Consider the following 16917-nt stretch of genomic DNA (forward strand, 5'->3'; position numbering starts at 1 on the left):
CCGGGCCGCGACGGCCTCGGACACGTTCACCACGCCCACCTCCTCGCACCCGCACCTGTCCGCCGCGCCGGGTAGCCGGGCGCCGCACCGGCAAACGAGCCCGGCCGCCGTTTCGGGCGCGCGGAGCCGGGGCACCCGTGCCACGCTCGAGAGGGAGCACCGAGAGTGAGGGACTAAGCACTGGCGGAAGGCGAGCACGCGGTGGCGGAGTCCGAGGAGCGGCGGTCGGCCCGGGGCGGGGGACGGGGTGAGCGCCTGGTGTCGGCGCTGGACCAGCGGCTGCCGGTCTCCTCGGCCGGCAAGGAGTTCCTGCGCAAGTCGTTCCCGGACCACTGGTCGTTCCTGCTGGGCGAGTTGGCGCTGTACAGCCTGATGGTGCTGGTGCTGACGGGTGTCTGGCTGACGTTCCTCTTCCACCCGGACATGACGGAACGCCCGTACACCGGCTCGTACGCGCCACTGCGCGGCACGATGACCACCGAGGCGTACGCCTCGGTGCTGCACATCAGCTTCGACGTCCGCGGTGGGCTGCCGATGCGGCAGATGCGCCACTGGGCCGCCCTGGTGTTCGTCGCGGCGATCGGCGTGCACCTGCTGCGGGTCTTCTTCACCGGGGCGTTCCGGCGGCCGAGGGAGGTCACCTGGACGGTCGGTGTGACGCTGTTCCTGTTCTCCCTGCTGGAGGGCTTCTGCGGCTACTCGCTCCCCGACGAGACGACGGCCGAGGTGCGCCGCACCGCGGGCGGCGGTTACGAGGAGGCGCACACCCTGCTCTCCCGTGAGGACGCCTACCGCATCCTCGTGCGCGACACGCCCCGGCCGCGCGGGGAGGGCACGCAGGTCTGGCGCTGGTTCCACCGGCACCGGCTGCGCAACGCCCTGAGCCGCTGGTACTTCGGCCGGAGCGTGGAGATGCCGGCGACCGCCTGGCAGAAACGCCGGGTGGAGTTCGTGCGGGCGGCGCCGGGCGAGGTACCCGAGGGGGGCGAGGAATCGTGAGCAAGGAGGTACGGCGATGAGGGACGGCGCCGAGGTAGGCGGAAACCCGCTGTACGGCCCGCAGCCGGACGTGGCCGGCGCCTCCGGCTATCCGGACGCCCCGCCGCGGATGGGCTTCTTCACCGACACCTCGGTGTGCATCGGCTGCAAGGCGTGCGAGGTGGCGTGCAAGGAGTGGAACGCCATCCCGGAGGACGGTCTCGTATGGACCGGCATGTCGTACGACAACACCCAGGGGCTGGGCGCCGACACCTGGCGGCATGTCGCCTTCATCGAGCAGCGCAAGCCGTTCGGCGGGCAGGAGCCGGGGGTGGCACACGACGACGTCGACGTGTTCGCCGCCGCCGCGCAGCTCGGCACCGACGCGGCCTCTCCCGGCCCGGGAGCCACCACTCCCCCGCCCGGGCAGGCGCCCACAGGCGCTCCCGCCGGGCAGATCTCCCCCGTCTCCCCGGACGGCCGCACCGAACTGCGCTGGCTGATGGCCTCCGACGTGTGCAAGCACTGCACGCACGCGGCCTGCCTGGACGTGTGCCCCACCGGGGCGTTGTTCCGCACCGAGTTCGGCACGGTCGTCGTCCAGGAGGACGTCTGCAACGGCTGCGGCTACTGCGTGCCCGCCTGTCCCTACGGCGTCATCGACCAGCGCGAGGAAGACGGCCGGGTCTGGAAGTGCACGCTGTGCTACGACCGGCTGGGCGTCGGCATGGAGCCCGCCTGCGCCAAGTCCTGCCCCACGGACTCCATCCAGTTCGGCCCGCTCGAGGAGCTGCGGGAGCGGGCGCGGACGCGGGTGGCGCAGCTCCACGCGGCCGGCGTGGCCGACGCGCGGCTGTACGGCGAGAGCCCGGACGACGGGGTCGGCGGCGACGGCGCGTTCTTCCTGCTGCTGGACGAGCCCGAGGTCTACGGTCTTCCGCCCGACCCGGTGGTCACCACCCGGGACCTGCCGGACATGTGGCGGCACGCGGCGCTGGCCGCCGGCTCGCTGATGGCCCTGGCCCTGGGCAGCTTCGTGAGGAGGCCGCGATGAGCGAGTCCGACGTCACCCGGGACGGTGTCCAGGGCGCACGGCCCGGCCGGGAGGCCCCGACCGGTGCCCGCGCGGGCCGCCGCAGAGGACGGCGCGGGCGCGGCGAACGGCCGATGGTGCCCGAGGCGGAGTTCTCCTCGTACTACGGCAAACCCGTGCTGAACAAGCCGACGTGGAGGGCGCCGGACATCGCCGGATATCTGTATCTCGGTGGCCTGGCGGGAGCGTCCTCGCTGCTCGCGGCGGGGGGCCAGGTCACCGGGCGGCCGGGGCTCGCGGCTCCCGCGAAGCTCGGGGCGGCCGGCGCGATCTCCCTGTCGCTGGCCGCGCTCGTCCACGACCTGGGCAGGCCGGGCCGGTTCCTGAACATGCTGCGCGTCTTCAAGCCCACGTCCCCGATGAGCGTGGGCTCGTGGCTGCTGGCGGGGTACGCCCCGCTCACGCTGGCCGCCGCGGCGACCGAGGTGGCGGGCCGGTACCGGCTGCTGGGCTCGGCCGCCACCGCGGCTGCCGCCGTGCTCGGCCCGGCGGTGGCGACCTACACGGCGGTACTGCTCTCGGACACGGCGGTGCCGTCCTGGCACGAGGGATACCGCGAGCTGCCGTTCGTCTTCGCGGGCTCCGCCGCCACCGCTGCCTCCGGTCTGGCCCTGGCCGCGGCGCCGACCGCTCAGGCCGGGCCGGCCCGTCGGCTGGCCGTGCTCGGGGCGGCCCTGGAGCTGAGCGCGTTCCAGGCGATGAGGCGGCGCATGGGCCTGGCCGCGGAGCCCTTCGAGCACGGCAGGCCGCACCTGCTGGTGCGCGCGGCGGAGGTGCTGACGGCGGGCGGCGCGGCCCTCGCCCTGTTCGGCGGGCGGGACCGGCGCCTGGCCCTGGCGGCCGGAGCCGCCTTGCTCACTGGCTCGGCGGCCCTGCGCTTCGGCGTGTTCCACGCCGGGGTTGTCTCCGCCGAGGACCCGAAGTACACGGTCGTGCCGCAGCGGGAGCGACTGCTCAGGGGTTGACGTGGATCCGGTACGCGAGAGCGGTGACCCGGAGGTCGCCGAAGTCGACCCACTGCGGGAACTTCAGCGTCTTGTGGCTGGTCGCCGCGGGCGGGGTGACGTCCAGGTAGGCGGCGTGGACCGCGCCCGAGGTGCCGGTGTTGGCGTGCGTCCACGATATGACCGCCTCGGCGCTCTGGCCCTTGCGGAGCGTCAGGGTGGTCTTGGCAGGGCTCTTCGCGTACCAGGTGTCGCCCCAGTGGGTGGTCGAGTGGAGCGTGCGGTGCGAGGCGTTCTCCAGGCCGAGGCCGGGGTAGCCCCGCAGCAGGCAGGTGTGCGCGCTGGTGTTCTTCAGCTTCACCACCACCCCCTGGTGGTTCATGCCGCCGGCCAGGGTCTCTCCGAACGAGGCGGTCAGCCCCGAGACGGCGCAGGTGGGTGTGCCGGCCACGGCACCGGATCCGGAGGCCTGTGCCACCCCGGCGCCGGCGATCCCCAGTCCGGCGACGGTGGTCGCGGCGAGCGTGGCGCGTACGAAGTGCTGACGAATCATGACGGGTGTGCGTCCCTTCGTTCCCGACTGTGCAAGTTGCCTTCCATCCGGATGTGATGCGTGCACGGGGGGAAAAGTTCGCGGTCGCGAGACTTTCGGCCGGCGGGCGGGCCGCACCCGATGACGGTCGCCGCCGGACCGGCGCCCTCCCGGGCGGGCCCCGGCCGGAGCGGTCAGGGCACGGCGTGGTCGGCGCAAGAGTCGGCCACGGCGGCGAGGAGCGCCGCTCACGTGGCCGCGACGCGGGCCGCGAGGTCCGGCAGCGCGGTGACGGTCAGGTCGGCGGGGCGGGCTGTCGCGGGGTACGGGCGGGCCGTTAGCCGCAGCCAGGCGGTGGCCAGGCCCACCCGGGCGGCGCCGTCGATGTCCCAGGGATGCACGGAGATCAGCAGTGCCGCACCGGCCGGCACACCCGTGGCGTCCAGTGCGTGGACGTAGGCCACGCGAGCGGGCTTCCAGCGGCCCGGGCCCGTGACGTCCAGCTGTGTGTCGAAGCAGTCGTTCGGTCCGGCCCGGTCGAGCACCGCACGGGTGGTGTCTGCGGAGCCGTTCGTCAGGGTGGCGAGCCGGAACCCGGCAGCGCGCAGGGCTCGTACTCCGCCGGGCACGTCGGAGTGCAGGGGCGACTCCGGCAGCGCGGCGAGGACATGTGCCGCGGCCTGTTCCGCGTCGGTGGCGCCCGCTTCGTCCGCTGCGAGCGCCCTCAGCCCGTCCCCGGCGACGGCCGCGGAGGACGCGTGGCCCCCGGCGAGCGTCAGGGCCACGCCGTCGCGCAGCACCCCGGCGAACCAGGCGGCCGGCAGGCGGCCGGGGAGACCGACCTCTTCCAGGCGGCCGGCGAGCGGAGACATGTCGGTGAGCGTTTCGTTGACGTCGAACAGCAGGATGCGGGGGCGGCCAGCGGGCCAGGGGATCGCCTCCCGGCGCGGGCCTCGGGCCGGTCGGACACCTCGGTCCGCCGCCGTACCAGGACCCGGGCGAGCAGGCCGAGGATCACCAGGAACACGCAGCCCGCGACGATCGATTCCACTGTGAAGACGGTCCCGAAGATGTGACGCTGCCTCACCGCGCCGCCGCCTTCTCCCCGACGCCCATGACGCTCGTGCGATCACTCCCGTCACCTTGCTCGGGGCCGTGACCACCCGGACCCTACGGCCACCCCGGCACGGTCCGTAGGCCGACACCCCGCAGCGGCGGAGTCCCCCGGATCGGGGTCCCCACACCTGCCGGGTCCGTTTGGCCGCGCCCGGCCGGGGTACTCCGCGGCTCACCGGGGCGGGAGATGCCGTGGCCGCACACATGCGGGAAAATCGAGGGACCGAGCGGAAGGAGCGGCTGTGGGCGTGCGCACCTGGATCGACTCGTGGCCGGTCTACCGCCAGCTGAGGGGCACCGATCCGCTGGGCCGGGGCGCCGCGGCGAAGAGCCGGCAGAGCGGGCGGCTGGAGCCCCGGGTGGCCACGGCGGACCGGGTGGTGAAGTCCGTCTGCCCGTACTGTGCGGTGGGTTGCGGCCAGAACGTGTACGTCCAGGACGAGAAGGTCACCCAGATCGAGGGCGACCCGGACTCCCCGATCTCGCGCGGGCGGCTGTGCCCCAAGGGCGCGGCCAGCCTGCAGCTGACCACCGGGGACGCCCGTGAGTACCAGGTCCTCTACCGGCGCCCGCACGGCACCGAGTGGGAGCGGCTGGACCTGGACACGGCGATGGACATGATCGCCGACCGGGTGATCGAGGCGCGCCGGGCGGGCTGGGAGTGGGAGGTCGACGAGACCCGCACCCGGCGCACCCGGGGCATCGCGAGTCTGGGCGGGGCCACGCTCGACAACGAGGAGAACTACCTCATCAAGAAGTTGTTCACGGCGCTGGGAGCGATCCAGATCGAGAACCAGGCGCGTGTTTGACACTCCTCCACCGTTCCCAGTCTGGGAACCTCGTTCGGACGCGGCGGCGCGACCACCTTCCAGCAGGACCTGCAGCACGCGGACTGCATCGTCATCGAGGGCTCGAACATGGCCGAGTGCCATCCGGTCGGGTTCCAGTGGGTGATGGAGGCGAAGGCGCGGGGCGCGAAGGTGATCCACGTCGATCCGCGGTTCACCCGCACCAGTGCGCTGGCCGACGTGCACGTTCCGCTGCGCGCGGGCACGGACATCGCCTTCCTCGGCGGGATCATCAACTACGTGCTGGAGCACGAGAAGTACTTCCGCGACTACATCGTGGCCTACAGCAACGCCCCGGTGATCCTGCGCGAGGACTTCCACGACACCGAGGACCTGGCAGGTGTCTTCTCCGGCCTCGACACCGACAACCGCTCCTACGACAACAGCAGTTGGCAGTACGAGGGCAGTGAGATCCAGGCGGCGTCCGGGGAGCGCGACCAGGAGTACGAGGAGCGCACCGGCGGCGGCAGTTCGGTGACCGAGGCGGCACGCGGCGAGGCGCACGGCGCCGGCGGCGCGGTGATCGGCGAGGGCGAGCCGGAGCGGGACGAGTCGCTGACCGATCCGCGCTGTGTGTTCCAGGTGCTCAAGCGGCACTACGCCCGCTACACGCCGGAGATGGTGGAGCAGGTCTGCGGAGTGCCGCAGGACCTGTTCCTGCAGGTGTGCCGGCTGGTCACGGAGAACTCGGGACGCGAGCGGACGACGGCGTTCGCGTACGCGGTCGGCTGGACGCAGCACACGGTCGGAGTGCAGTACATCCGGGCCGCCTGCATCCTGCAGACCCTGCTGGGCAACATGGGCCGTCCGGGCGGCGGCATCCTGGCGCTGCGCGGGCACGCCTCCATCCAGGGTTCCACGGACATCCCGACCCTGTTCAACCTGCTGCCGGGCTACATCCCGATGCCGCACGCCCACCAGAAACAGGGCCTGGACGCGTTCGTGCAGGCAGAGGCGGCCCACAAGGGCTACTGGGGCAACATGCGCTCGTACCTGGTGAGCCTGCTCAAGGCGTACTGGGGTGACGCGGCGACGGCCGAGAACGACTTCTGCTTCGACTACCTGCCCCGGCTGACCGGCAGCCACTCGGCGTACGAGACGGCCATGGCCCAGCTGGAGGGCACCTGCAAGGGCTACTTCCTGTACGGCGAGAACCCGGCGGTCGGCAACGCCAACTCCAAGGTGATGCGGCTCGGCATGGCGAACCTGGACTGGATGGTCGTGCGCGACTTCTCGCTGATCGAGTCGGCGACCTGGTGGAAGGACGGGCCCGAGATCGAGACCGGCGAGCTGCGCACCGAGGACATCCGCACCGAGGTGTTCTTCCTGCCGGCCGCCGCGCACACCGAGAAGGACGGCAGCTTCACCAACACACAGCGGCTGCTGCAGTGGCACCACATGGCGGTCGAGCCGCCCGGCGAGGCACGCAGCGATCTGTGGTTCACCTACCACCTGGGCCGGATCATCCGGGAGAAGCTCGCCGGGTCGGCCGACGAGATGGACCGGCCGGTGCTCGACCTGACCTGGGACTATCCGACGAGGGGCCGGCACGCCGAACCGAGCGCGGAGGCCGTGCTCGCCGAGGTCAACGGCCATGACGCGGAGGGCGCCCCGCTCTCCTCGTACGAGGAGCTCAAGCCCGACGGCTCCACCGCCTGCGGCTGCTGGATCTACTGCGGTGTGTACGCCGACGGCGTCAACCAGGCGGCCCGCCGCACACCGGGCCGGGAGCAGGACTGGGTGGCGGCCGAGTGGGCGTGGGCCTGGCCCGCCAACCGGCGGATCCTGTACAACCGCGCCTCCGCCGACCCCGAGGGCAGGCCGTGGAGCGAGCGGAAGGCACTGGTGTGGTGGGACCCGGACAAGGGCGAGTGGGCCGGGCACGATGTACCGGACTTCAAGAAGGACAAGTCACCCGACCACGAGCCGCCCGAGGGCGCGACCGGCCCGGAGGCACTGTCCGGCACCGACCCGTTCATCATGCAGGCCGACGGCAAGGCCTGGCTGTACGTGCCGTCCGGACTGACCGACGGACCGCTGCCGGCCCACTACGAGCCGCAGGACTCGCCGTTCCCGAACCTGCTCTACGCCCAGCAGCGCAACCCGGTGCGGCAGTTGATCACGCCGATCCCCGACAACCGCTACCAGCCGAGCGGCGACGAGCCCGGCTCACAGGTGTTCCCGTTCGTGGCCACCACCTACCGGCTCACCGAGCACCACACGGCGGGTGGCATGTCCCGCTGGCAGCCGTATCTGGCCGAGCTGCAACCGGAGTTCTTCTGCGAGGTCTCCCCGGAGCTCGCGGCCGAGCGTGGCCTGGAACACGCCGGGTGGGCGACGATCGTCAGCGCTCGCGGGGTGATCGAGGCCCGGGTGCTGGTGACGGACCGGATGGCGCCGCTGACGGTGCAGGGGCGCCGGCTCCACCAGGTGGGGCTGCCGTACCACTGGGGGCCCAACGGCTACAGCACCGGGGACGCGGCCAACGAGTTGCTGCATCTGTCCCTGGACCCGAACACGCACATCCAGGAGTCGAAGGCGTTCGCCGTGGACATCCGCCCGGGCCGCCGGCCGCGGGGTCCGGCCTCGGTGGAGCTGGTGCGCGGCTACCGGGCCCGGGCGGGCATCGACCAGCACACGGGTACCGAACCCTGAGTGCTACCTGAGCACGAGGGAGTGGGGGCCGCGCGGTACGAGCTCCCCCACCACCGGCGCCCCGGGCACCTCGCCGACGACCAGCAGCCCGCCGGAGGTCTGCGCGTCGGCCAACAGCAGCCGGGTGTCGGCGTCGGTGTCCCCGAAGTCGGTGTGCGGGGCGACCCATTCGAGGTTGCGCCGGGTGCCGCCGCTGACGTACCCGTCCCGTACGGCCTCCCGGGCGCCGTCCAGATACGGGACGGCGGCGGTGTCGACCACGGCGCTCACGCCGGAGGCGCGGGCCAGCTTGTGGAGATGGCCGAGGAAACCGAACCCCGTGACGTCGGTGGCACAGGTGGCCCCGGCGGCAAGGGCGGCCTGCGAGGCGTCCCGGTTGAGCGCCGTCATCGTGGCGACGGCCTGTTCGAACCGCTCGCCGGTGACCTTGTGCCGGTTGTTCAGCACGCCCACGCCGAGCGGCTTGGTCAGCGACAGCGGCTGCCCGGGCCGTCCGGCGTCGTTGCGCAGCAGCCGCTCGGGATCGGCAAGGCCGGTGACGGCCATGCCGTACTTCGGTTCCGGGTCGTCGACGCTGTGCCCGCCGCCGACGTGGCAGCCGGCCTCGGTGGCGATGTCCAGGCCTCCGCGCAGCACCTCGCGGGCCAGGTCGAAGGGGAGCCGGTCGCGCGGCCACGCCAGCAGGTTCAGGGCGAGGACCGGCCGGCCGCCCATCGCGTACACGTCGGACAGGGCGTTGGCGGCGGCGATACGTCCCCAGTCGTAGGGGTCGTCCACGACCGGGGTGAAGAAGTCGGCCGTGCAGACGACCGCCGTGCCCCGGTGTGTGACCACCGCGGCGTCGTCGCCGGTGGCGAGCCCGACGAGCAGCGGGGTGTCACCCCCGGCGAGCGCCGGCACGGTCAGCCCGGCGACCACCTCCTCCAGCTCTCCCGGCGGGATCTTGCAGGCGCAGCCGCCGCCGTGGGCGTACTGGGTGAGCCGGACGGGCGCCTCACGGACGGATGGGGATGTCGATGTCATATCCGCGGTCTCCTGGGGCAGTAGCCTGACGAGCGGTGGAGGCGTGTGGGTGCCTGGTGGCCCTCCCGGTCTTCAAAACCGAGGGGCCCGAGGATCTCGGGCCGGCGGGTTCGATTCCCGTCCGCCTCCGTGCAGCGCGTCGCCGCGGCAGCGCCGGCGCTGGTCGTCGACCCGCTCGGTGTGGCCGCGGGCGTCCAGGAACTCCAGCAGCGGTACGGCCACCCGGCGGGTGGTGTCCAGCGCGCGCCGGGCCTCTTGAAGCGTGAACGGCTGGGGCAGGGTGCGCAGCACGGCGGCGGCATCGGTGTCGGCGCCGGGCAGCAGCACGATCCCGTCGGCGATCCGCAGCAGCGCGCCGGAGGCGACGGCGGCCGCCAACGCCCTTCGGTCCAGGCCCAGTTCGGCGAGCCGGCCGGCCTCCGGGGCGCGGAAGGGCGCATGGCCGAGGTCCTTGCGCAGCGCGTCCACGGCGGCCTGGACGGGCGGGGGCAGGGCGGGCCGGAGCCTGCCGGCCGCGTACAACCGCCCCTGCCGGCCCCGGAGTCGGGGTACGGCCTCGACCAGGGCGTCGACGAGGGCCCGGTCCGGCAGGCCGAGCAGCCGGCGGGCCGCCTCGGCGGGCAGGCCCGGCTCCAGCGGGTGTTCCTTCGCGTACCGCTCCACCTCGCCGGCCAGCCGGTCCTTCAGTCCGGTCCAGTGCGCGTCGTCCGCCAGCCAGTCCCCCGCGACGGGCTCGGCGGGGGCCGGGACGCCCATCGCGAGGAGGTCGGCGCGCCGGATCAGCTTGCGGCGGCGCAGTTCGGCGGTGCCGTCGGGGCGGCCGGTCAGGGCGGCGAGTTCGGCGGCGCGGGCCCGGCCGGCGCCGCGCCGGGTCAGCCGGGGCGGCCGTATGTCGAGGACGGTGACCCCGCAGGGCGTGCGGCTGCCGCCCGGTTCGCGCAGCACCGCGCGGTCACCGACCCGCAGCGGCAGGCCCCGGGCCAGGGCGAGCCGGGCGGTGTCCTCACCGAGCGGGCGGACGGTGACGGGGACGGCGGCGGTGCCGATGTGCAGGGTGACCTGACGGGGCAGCTCGGCCACCGGCTCGCCGGTGACCCGTACGTCGAGCACCTCGCCGCGCAGCCAGCGGTCCGGGGTCAGCAGCACCTGGCCCCGGCGCAGCCGGTCGTCGCCAGGTCCGTGCACGTTGACCGCCACGCGGGCCACTCCGCTGACCGCCGTCCGTTCCTCCTGCAGACTCTGCAGGCCGCGCACCCGGAGCACGGTGGAGCCGTCCCCGGTGACCAGCCGGTCGCCGACGCGCAGGGTCCCCGCGGCAAGGGTGCCGGTGACCACGGTGCCGTGCCCGCGTACGGTGAACGCCCGGTCGAGCCACAGCCGTACGTCGGCACCGGGATCGGGATCGGTCAACTCGCCTGCCAGTCGCGTCAGTTCCCCGCGCAGCTCGTCGAGTCCGGCACCGGTGACGGCGCTCACGGCGACCGCGGGCACCTTGCCGAGGGAGGTCCGGGCCAGCCGGTCGACGGCGTCGATGCGTACGGGTTCGGGGTCCGCGAGGTCGCTGCGGGTCACCGCGAGAACGGCGTGCCGGACGCCGAGCGCGTGGAGGACGGCCAGGTGCTCCTCGGACTGGGGCTGCCAGCCCTGGTCGGCGGCGACCACGAACAGTACGGCGGGCACCGGCCCCACACCGGCCAGCATGGTCGGCACGAAGCGTTCGTGCCCGGGCACGTCGACGAAGGCGAGCTGCTCCCCGTCCGGACCGAGCCGCGTCCACACGAAGCCCAGGTCGAGGGTGAGTCCCCGGCGGCGCTCCTCCGCATAGCGGTCCGGTTCCATGCCGGTGAGGGCCCGTACCAGGGCGGACTTGCCGTGGTCGACGTGGCCGGCGGTGGCCAGCACCCGCATCACGCCCGCCCTTCCCGGGCCGGCCGGGCCGACCGCACCGCTGCGGCCAGCCGTTCGTCGTCCTGCTCGGGCACCGCGCGCAGATCCAGCAGGCAGCGGCCCGCCTCCAGCCGTCCGACGACGGGGTCGGGGCCCGTACGCAGGGCGGCTGCGTACGGCTCGGGCAGGGAGAGCGCCGCGCTGGACAGGGTCACTCCGGGGGCGCCTCCGCCGCCGACGGTCGCGGCGGACCCGACGACCCGTACGTCGATCCCGTCGGCGGCGAGGACGGCGGCGAGCCGGTCTGCGCGAGCGTGGAGACCGGCCGGGTCGGCGGTGAGGGCGCGGGCCGTCGGGGTGGGCGGGCCGGTGAGGGTGGCCTCCAGGGCGGCCAGGGTCAGCTTGTCGACGCGCAGGGCGCGGGCCAGCGGATGCCGGGCGAGGGAACGGACCAGGTCCCCGTCGCCGAGCAGCAGTCCGCACTGGGGCCCGCCGAGGAGTTTGTCGCCGCTCGCGGTGACCAGCGAGGCACCGGCAAGCAGCTGCGTCTCGGCGTCGGGTTCCTCGGGCAGCGCGGGATGCGGGGCGAACAGTCCGGAGCCGATGTCGACGACGACCGGGACGCCGAGACCGGTGAGCTCGCCGATCTCGGCCGAGCGGGTGAAGCCGGTGATGCGGAAGTTGGACGGATGCACCTTGAGCACGAACCCGGTGTCGGGGCCGAGCGCGGCCGCGTAGTCGGCGGCGGTCGTGCGGTTGGTCGTGCCGACCTCGCGGAGCCGGGCGCCGGTCGAGACGAGCAGGTCGGGCAGGCGGAAGCCGTCGCCGATCTCCACCATCTCGCCCCGGCTGACGACGATCTCCCGGCCGGCCGCGAGGGCGGTGGCCGCGAGGACGAGTGCGGCGGCGCCGTTGTTGACGACATGTGCGTCCCCGGCGGACGGCACGCGCTCGCGCAGGGCGGCGAGGGCGCTGCGGCCGCGGCGGGCACGCGCGCCGGTCGCCAGGTCGAGCTCCACGTCCGTGGGCCCGGCGGCCTCCTGGACGGCCTGCCGGGCGGCACCCGACAGTGGGGCCCGGCCGAGGTTGGTGTGCAGCAGCACCCCGGTGGCGTTGAGCACCGGGCGCAGGCCGCTCGCGGTGCCGGGCAGCAGGGCGAGGGCCGTCTCCGGCACCTGCTCGGGCGGGATGTGCCCCTCGCGGGCGCGTTCCTGCGCCGTGCGTACGGCGGCCTTCACCACGCCGGCGCCGAGCCGGCTCGCCGCCACGGACAGCCGGGGGTCACGCAGCAGCTGGTCGGTGCGCGGGATGCGGCGGCGCGCGTCGGTGGCGGGGGCCGGGCCTACGGCGGGACCCGGGGGCCGTTCCGCGTCGTCCGGCGGCCGTGCCGTGAGGTCCTGTGGTCGTACCGGAGGGTCCTGCGGTCGTGCCGCCGTGCCGTCCCGCCGTTGCGCGCGGGTGGAGCCGGGCCCGGCCGTTCCGGTCCGCCGGTCCGCCGCGCTCCCCGTCCGCTGCTCCATGCCGCGCCTGTCCCTCCGGTCCGCCCCCGGGCCCGTCCGGGCTCCGCCCATCGTCTCCCAGTGCCCCGGACCGCCCGTTCGACACGCCGGGAGGGGGTTGGCGCCGGGCACCCCCCGGGTACCCGGCGCCGCATGAAGGACAAGGACCGCATGCACGACACCGAACCGGAAGAGGGCGCGACCGCCGCCGAGCGGGCCGCACACAGGCAGCGCGAGGCCGAGCGCGAACGGGCCTCCGCCCAGCCGTTCGACTACCCGTACCCGGAGCGCCGGCCGGGCGTCCGGGCCCGACGCCATGTGAGCGAGGCCGAGGCCGCCGCGGACATGCCGCCAGGCATCCCGGGCGGCTACGGCACGAGCGGCGGCGCGCCCGGCGCCACCGGCTCCGCGCACCCGCCGACGCCCACGCCCCGCGACGTCCGGTCGCGTTCGGGCTCGTCGGAGTCGGGCAGCGACGACGTGGAGCGGTGAACCGGTCCGGCCGGTGAACCGGAACCGTCCCGGTCCCGGCCGGTGCACCCGGACCGCTGCGGGGGTACGGCCGGGTCAGGGCCGGTCGTCCGGTTCGCCCGCGCCCTCGGGACCCGGCTGTGCCCGTGGCGGCGGTGCTTCGCCGGCGGTGAGGTGCTGGAGGACCTCCACCAGTTCCTGGCAGGCCTTCTCCACCGAGCGCCGGGTGTTGCGCTGCTCGGTGATCAGGGCTGACAGCAGGAGTGCGGTCAGGGCCATCGCGCCGTTGAACGCCTGGAGTTTCGCCATGATCTCGATCGGGCTCAGCCCGGCGAATGACCCGGCACCGTCGGTCGCCGCGACCGTGGCCAGCACGGACGTCAGCAGCGCGCACAGCATGCTGCCCACGAGCTGGAAGCGCAGAGCGGCCCAGATGATGAGCGGGTAGACGAGGAAGAGCGGGCTGATCGAGGTGTAGATGGCGACCGGCACCAGAATGCACGCGACGACTGCGAGGGCGGTCGCCTCCTTCCAGCGGGCCAGGGGCGGCGGCCAGCGCGCGCCGTGCAGCGACAGCAGCAGGGGGGTGACGAGCAGTACGCCCATGGCGTCGCCCACCCACCAGGCCAGCCAGACGGGCCAGAAGTGGGCCGCGTTCAGCTTGCCCGCGAGGACGAGGAGGCCGACGCCGACGGTCGAGCTGATCAGCATGGCGCTCATCGCGCCGAGGAACACCAGGACGAGACCGTCGCGCAGCCGGCCCAGATCGGTGTGGAAGCGGGCCCGGCGCAGCAGGAGGGCGGCGCACACCGGTGCGGCGGTCTGGCCGGCCAGGGTGCCGAGCACGTCGACGCGGAACGTGGTCAGGGACATCACCGCGAACAAGGCGCCGAGGGTGATCCCGGGCCAGCAGCGCAGGCCGAGGATCAGCAGGGCGGCGACGGCGACGCCGGTCGGTGGCCAGATGGGGGTGACGACGGCGCCCTCGACGGAGAGCTGGCGCAGGAGTCCGAGCCGGGCCGCGGCGTAGTAGCAGGCCGCGACGGCCAGTACCTGGACGGCGTACCCGCCCGGACGGCGGAGAACCTCGGTACCCACCACAGCAATCTCACACCGCCGGCCCCGGGTCGCGAGGCGAGAGCCGCTGCCGTCCGGCTCTATGGCTGAATCCGGACGGCATGCGCAAGGGGCGTCGGCCGACCTGGGCGATCGGGGCTGGACCGGCGCCGGCCGGGGACGGCCATGGCGGTTTTCCGGGTCCGTACTCGCCTTGGCCGGCCGGGGCCGTCCACGGCTGCTCACCCGGAGTCCGTCCTCGCCCGGACGGCCCGGGCCGCCCGCGGCCGCTCACCTGGGCCCGTCTCCGCTCGCCGGCCCGGGCCGGCAACGGCCGCCGTGCAGGATCCGTCCCCGCGCACATCCGTCCTCGCGCCTGCGGACGCGGACGGCGGCCGCGGGCGACGGTCGGTCGCCCTCCGCGTCCGTCTTCCCACTCGCCGGTCGGGGGGGCGAGGACCGGAACCGGGTTCGCGTCCGCGGTAACCGGTCCGGGCTGCCCGTCACGGCTGGCTTCCGGGGTCGTCCAGGCCGACGACCAGGACCGCGGCGTCGTCCTCGTGGCCGACGCTCTCCGCGCCCTTGATCACGGCGGCGGCCAGCGCGTGGGCCGCCAGACCGGCGACGGCGGCGATGCCGGCGAGCCGTACCACCTGGTCGAGACCGTCCTCGATGTTCAGCGAGGGGCCCTCCACCACGCCGTCGGTGAGCAGGACGAACACGCCGCCCGTGGTGAGCCGGTGCCTGCTCACCGGGTACTCCATGCCCTTGTCGATGCCGAGCGGCGGCCCTCCCTCGTCGTCGACGACGCCGGACTTTCCGTCCGCCGTGGCCCACACGAACGGGATGTGACCGGCCCGGGCGCTCTCCAGCCCTCCCGTGGCCGGGTCGAGCCGCATGAAGGTGCAGGTGGCGAACAGGTCGGTGCCCAGCGAGAGCAGCAGGTCGTTGGTGCGGGCGAGAAGTTCGCCCGGCTCTCCGGTCACGGAGGCGAGGGCGCGCAGTCCGGCCCGCACCTGGCCCATGAAGGCGGCGGCCTCGATGTTGTGCCCCTGGACGTCGCCGATGGACAGCCCGATCCGGCCGTCGGGCAGGGCGAACGCGTCGTACCAGTCGCCGCCCACGTTGAGACCGAGGTTGGCGGGCGTGTAGCGGACGGCGAGGTGCAGTCCGGGTGCGCTGGGCAGGTCCCGGGGCAGCATGCCGCGCTGCAGGGCGATGGCCAGCTCGACCTGGGTGCGCTGCAGCTCCGCGCGCTCGCGTGCCTGGGCGGTGAGCGAGCCGAGCCTGGCCAGCAGTTCGTCGCTGTCGTCCGTGGAGCGCTTGCGGGGCATCGGTCACTTCCGGCGGGGTGGTGGCCTGCGGCGGCCTGCCGCCTGAATGTGCGGCAAATGTCTAGATTTTACCCAACCCGAATGATCTCGCCCCGTGAGCGGGTGACGCGGTCCTGCTCCCGGTCAGCGCACCTCGGAGTCGATCCCGGTGATCACGGCCGGTCCCAGGGGCGCGCTGTGCTCGTCCAGTCCGGCGTCCCTGAGGGCCGAGTCGGCGAGTTGCCGGGCCTCCTGCTCGGCGTGCGGACCGGTGTCCGACTCGACGGTCAGGCGGAGCGTGAAGGTGTTGTCCTCGTTGACGCTGAGCACGTCCAGGCCCTCGGCGCTGCCCATGCGGGTGCCGTGCGGGTCGGCGGGGCTGAGTGCCCTGGCCAGGCGGGTACGGGTGTCCGTCCCGACGTCGCCCGTGAAGGTGCCGGGGACGCTGATCACGTAGGTCGTCATGACGATCCTTTCCTCGGACGTCCCCCGCCTACCCCGATTCACGGTCTTCGCACAACGCCCACGCGCAGTTGGGGCCGCAGTGGGGTTTCGGGGGCCGTCGATCCGCCCGTCCCCCGAACGGCGTAACCGACCGTGTCGGGGCCGGGGTCCCGCCGGGCCGTAGTGGGAGATTACGGCTGCGACTTCGGTCCGCTTCCCGACCATTGCCCTGCTCACCCCTCAGGAAGGACCTCTCCATGCGCCTCGGCCGTCCGCTCGTCGCCGTTCTCGGCGGGCTCGTCCTCGCTCTGACCACCACCGGTGCCGCGTTCGCCGCGAACGGCACGTTCGTCTGGCTGGGCCCCAAGGGCAAGGCGTACTCCATCGAGAACCCGCCGGAGCACAAGTGCTTCGACATGGCCCAGGAAGCGCGTGGCGCGCGCAACGAGATGAAGAAGCCGCTGGTCGTCTACACGCAGAAGAAGTGCAAGGGCACGGCGCTGCGGCTCGCCCCCGGCAACTCGGCGCCCAGCGGCGCGCGCTTCGCAAGCGTCGTCTTCAACCCGCGCTGACCGCAGCGGCGTTCAGCAGTCCGAAACCGGGTGGCATGCCCGTGCGCTCCCGCGCCGGCGTGCCGCCCGTTTCCAGTCCCGAGGCATCCAGGCGCTCGCCACCGGCCGTCCGGTGGCGCTTGGTCGTCGTTCCGGTGCCGGCCTGAAGGCCGGGGCCGTACGCCACCACCGGACCGCCGTTCCGCACGCAGTGGCCCGCGCGCGACTGGATGTCCGATGCGACTTCACTCACCGGCGTGTACTTCGCGGGTCCGCGTTCTCGCAACCCGCCCACGACACGGTGTGTGGAGTCCTGACGCCCTTCGCTCTGGCCGCTCCGGACGCCAGGCTCAGGGCCACCTCCGTCCTGCACGGCGGCACCACGCCGACCTGCGTGGTGGGCGCGCCCGCCGGTCGCCATCGCCCGGTCGGGTGCCGGGCGGCCGTACCGAGGCAGCCGTACCGAGGCGGACGGCCCGGCGCCTGCGTCCGGGCGGAACCGCGGGT

At 73.8% G+C, this 16917-nt stretch carries 14 protein-coding genes, 1 tRNA gene and 1 pseudogene; 7 read left to right on the forward strand and 9 right to left on the reverse strand.

Annotated elements, in window-relative coordinates:
* Positions 1 to 201 precede the first annotated feature (201 nt).
* From AB0L59_RS23335 to nrfD, 3 genes are read left to right on the forward strand one after another with little or no spacing between them, the layout of a single operon-like run.
* Entirely contained in the window at positions 202 to 999 is a 798-nt protein-coding gene (locus AB0L59_RS23335; protein ID WP_365586737.1) for a cytochrome b N-terminal domain-containing protein, read from the forward strand.
* A 16-nt stretch (positions 1000 to 1015) separates the two neighbouring features.
* Positions 1016 to 2032, forward strand: a complete 1017-nt coding sequence (locus tag AB0L59_RS23340) for a 4Fe-4S dicluster domain-containing protein (protein WP_365586740.1) — start codon at positions 1016 to 1018, stop codon at positions 2030 to 2032.
* The gene (nrfD, locus tag AB0L59_RS23345; protein ID WP_365586743.1) at positions 2029 to 3036 is read left to right on the forward strand and encodes an NrfD/PsrC family molybdoenzyme membrane anchor subunit; all 1008 of its coding nucleotides are present in this window, start codon (positions 2029 to 2031) and stop codon (positions 3034 to 3036) included. The genes AB0L59_RS23340 and nrfD overlap by 4 nt, the downstream gene beginning before the upstream one ends.
* Here the strand turns inward: nrfD and AB0L59_RS23350 are convergent.
* Together AB0L59_RS23350 and AB0L59_RS23355 are read right to left on the reverse strand one after the other, a co-directional pair.
* Entirely contained in the window at positions 3026 to 3568 is a 543-nt protein-coding gene (locus AB0L59_RS23350) for a DUF4232 domain-containing protein (RefSeq protein ID WP_365586745.1), read from the reverse strand. The two genes, nrfD and AB0L59_RS23350, sit on opposite strands and share 11 nt — an antisense overlap.
* Positions 3569 to 3795: 227 nt before the next feature.
* Positions 3796 to 4482, reverse strand: a complete 687-nt coding sequence (locus AB0L59_RS23355) for a haloacid dehalogenase type II (protein WP_365586865.1) — start codon at positions 4480 to 4482, stop codon at positions 3796 to 3798.
* Between the two features lie 423 nt (positions 4483 to 4905).
* Between AB0L59_RS23355 and fdh the strand changes: the two genes are divergently transcribed.
* A complete protein-coding gene (fdh, locus tag AB0L59_RS23360) occupies positions 4906 to 8166 on the forward strand; it encodes a formate dehydrogenase (protein WP_365586747.1) in 3261 nt (1086 codons plus the stop codon).
* A gap of 3 nt (positions 8167 to 8169) precedes the next feature.
* On the opposite strand, the gene selD is transcribed toward fdh, so the two are convergent.
* Complete coding sequence (gene selD / locus AB0L59_RS23365; protein ID WP_365586750.1) at positions 8170 to 9189, reverse strand: selenide, water dikinase SelD; 1020 nt, start codon at positions 9187 to 9189, stop codon at positions 8170 to 8172.
* Positions 9190 to 9226: 37 nt separating this feature from the next.
* On the opposite strand from selD, the gene AB0L59_RS23370 reads away from it, so the two are divergent.
* A tRNA-Sec gene (locus AB0L59_RS23370) sits at positions 9227 to 9319 on the forward strand.
* Between the two features lie 35 nt (positions 9320 to 9354).
* Here AB0L59_RS23370 and AB0L59_RS23375 read toward each other — a convergent pair.
* Together AB0L59_RS23375 and selA are read right to left on the reverse strand one after the other, a co-directional pair.
* Positions 9355 to 11097, reverse strand: a pseudogene (locus AB0L59_RS23375) (SelB C-terminal domain-containing protein); the annotation flags it as partial.
* Positions 11097 to 12596, reverse strand: coding sequence for an L-seryl-tRNA(Sec) selenium transferase (gene selA / locus AB0L59_RS23380; protein WP_365586752.1), 1500 nt, complete (start codon positions 12594 to 12596; stop codon positions 11097 to 11099). The gene selA and the pseudogene AB0L59_RS23375, both read right to left, overlap by 1 nt.
* A 132-nt stretch (positions 12597 to 12728) precedes the next feature.
* Between selA and AB0L59_RS23385 the strand changes: the two genes are divergently transcribed.
* Positions 12729 to 13067: a hypothetical protein gene (locus tag AB0L59_RS23385; protein WP_365586754.1), complete on the forward strand. Its 339-nt coding sequence runs from the start codon at positions 12729 to 12731 to the stop codon at positions 13065 to 13067.
* Positions 13068 to 13142: 75 nt separating this feature from the next.
* Here the strand turns inward: AB0L59_RS23385 and AB0L59_RS23390 are convergent, their stop codons facing one another.
* The 3 genes from AB0L59_RS23390 to AB0L59_RS23400 form a co-directional block, all read right to left on the reverse strand.
* Positions 13143 to 14147: an MASE1 domain-containing protein gene (locus tag AB0L59_RS23390; protein ID WP_365586756.1), complete on the reverse strand. Its 1005-nt coding sequence runs from the start codon at positions 14145 to 14147 to the stop codon at positions 13143 to 13145.
* Between the two features lie 458 nt (positions 14148 to 14605).
* The gene (locus tag AB0L59_RS23395; RefSeq protein ID WP_365586758.1) at positions 14606 to 15436 is read right to left on the reverse strand and encodes a PP2C family protein-serine/threonine phosphatase; all 831 of its coding nucleotides are present in this window, start codon (positions 15434 to 15436) and stop codon (positions 14606 to 14608) included.
* Positions 15437 to 15559: 123 nt separating this feature from the next.
* On the reverse strand, positions 15560 to 15880 hold the full coding sequence (locus AB0L59_RS23400; protein WP_365586760.1) for a hypothetical protein: 321 nt from the start codon (positions 15878 to 15880) through the stop codon (positions 15560 to 15562).
* 236 nt (positions 15881 to 16116) lie between these two features.
* Between AB0L59_RS23400 and AB0L59_RS23405 the strand changes: the two genes are divergently transcribed.
* The gene (locus tag AB0L59_RS23405) at positions 16117 to 16431 is read left to right on the forward strand and encodes a hypothetical protein (RefSeq protein ID WP_365586763.1); all 315 of its coding nucleotides are present in this window, start codon (positions 16117 to 16119) and stop codon (positions 16429 to 16431) included.
* Here AB0L59_RS23405 and AB0L59_RS23410 read toward each other — a convergent pair.
* Entirely contained in the window at positions 16418 to 16663 is a 246-nt protein-coding gene (locus AB0L59_RS23410) for a hypothetical protein (protein ID WP_365586766.1), read from the reverse strand. The genes AB0L59_RS23405 and AB0L59_RS23410 overlap by 14 nt on opposite strands.
* Positions 16664 to 16917 lie beyond the last annotated feature (254 nt).

This window comes from Streptomyces sp. NPDC052109 (genome assembly GCF_040680195.1).
In the GTDB taxonomy this organism is placed as follows: domain Bacteria; phylum Actinomycetota; class Actinomycetes; order Streptomycetales; family Streptomycetaceae; genus Streptomyces.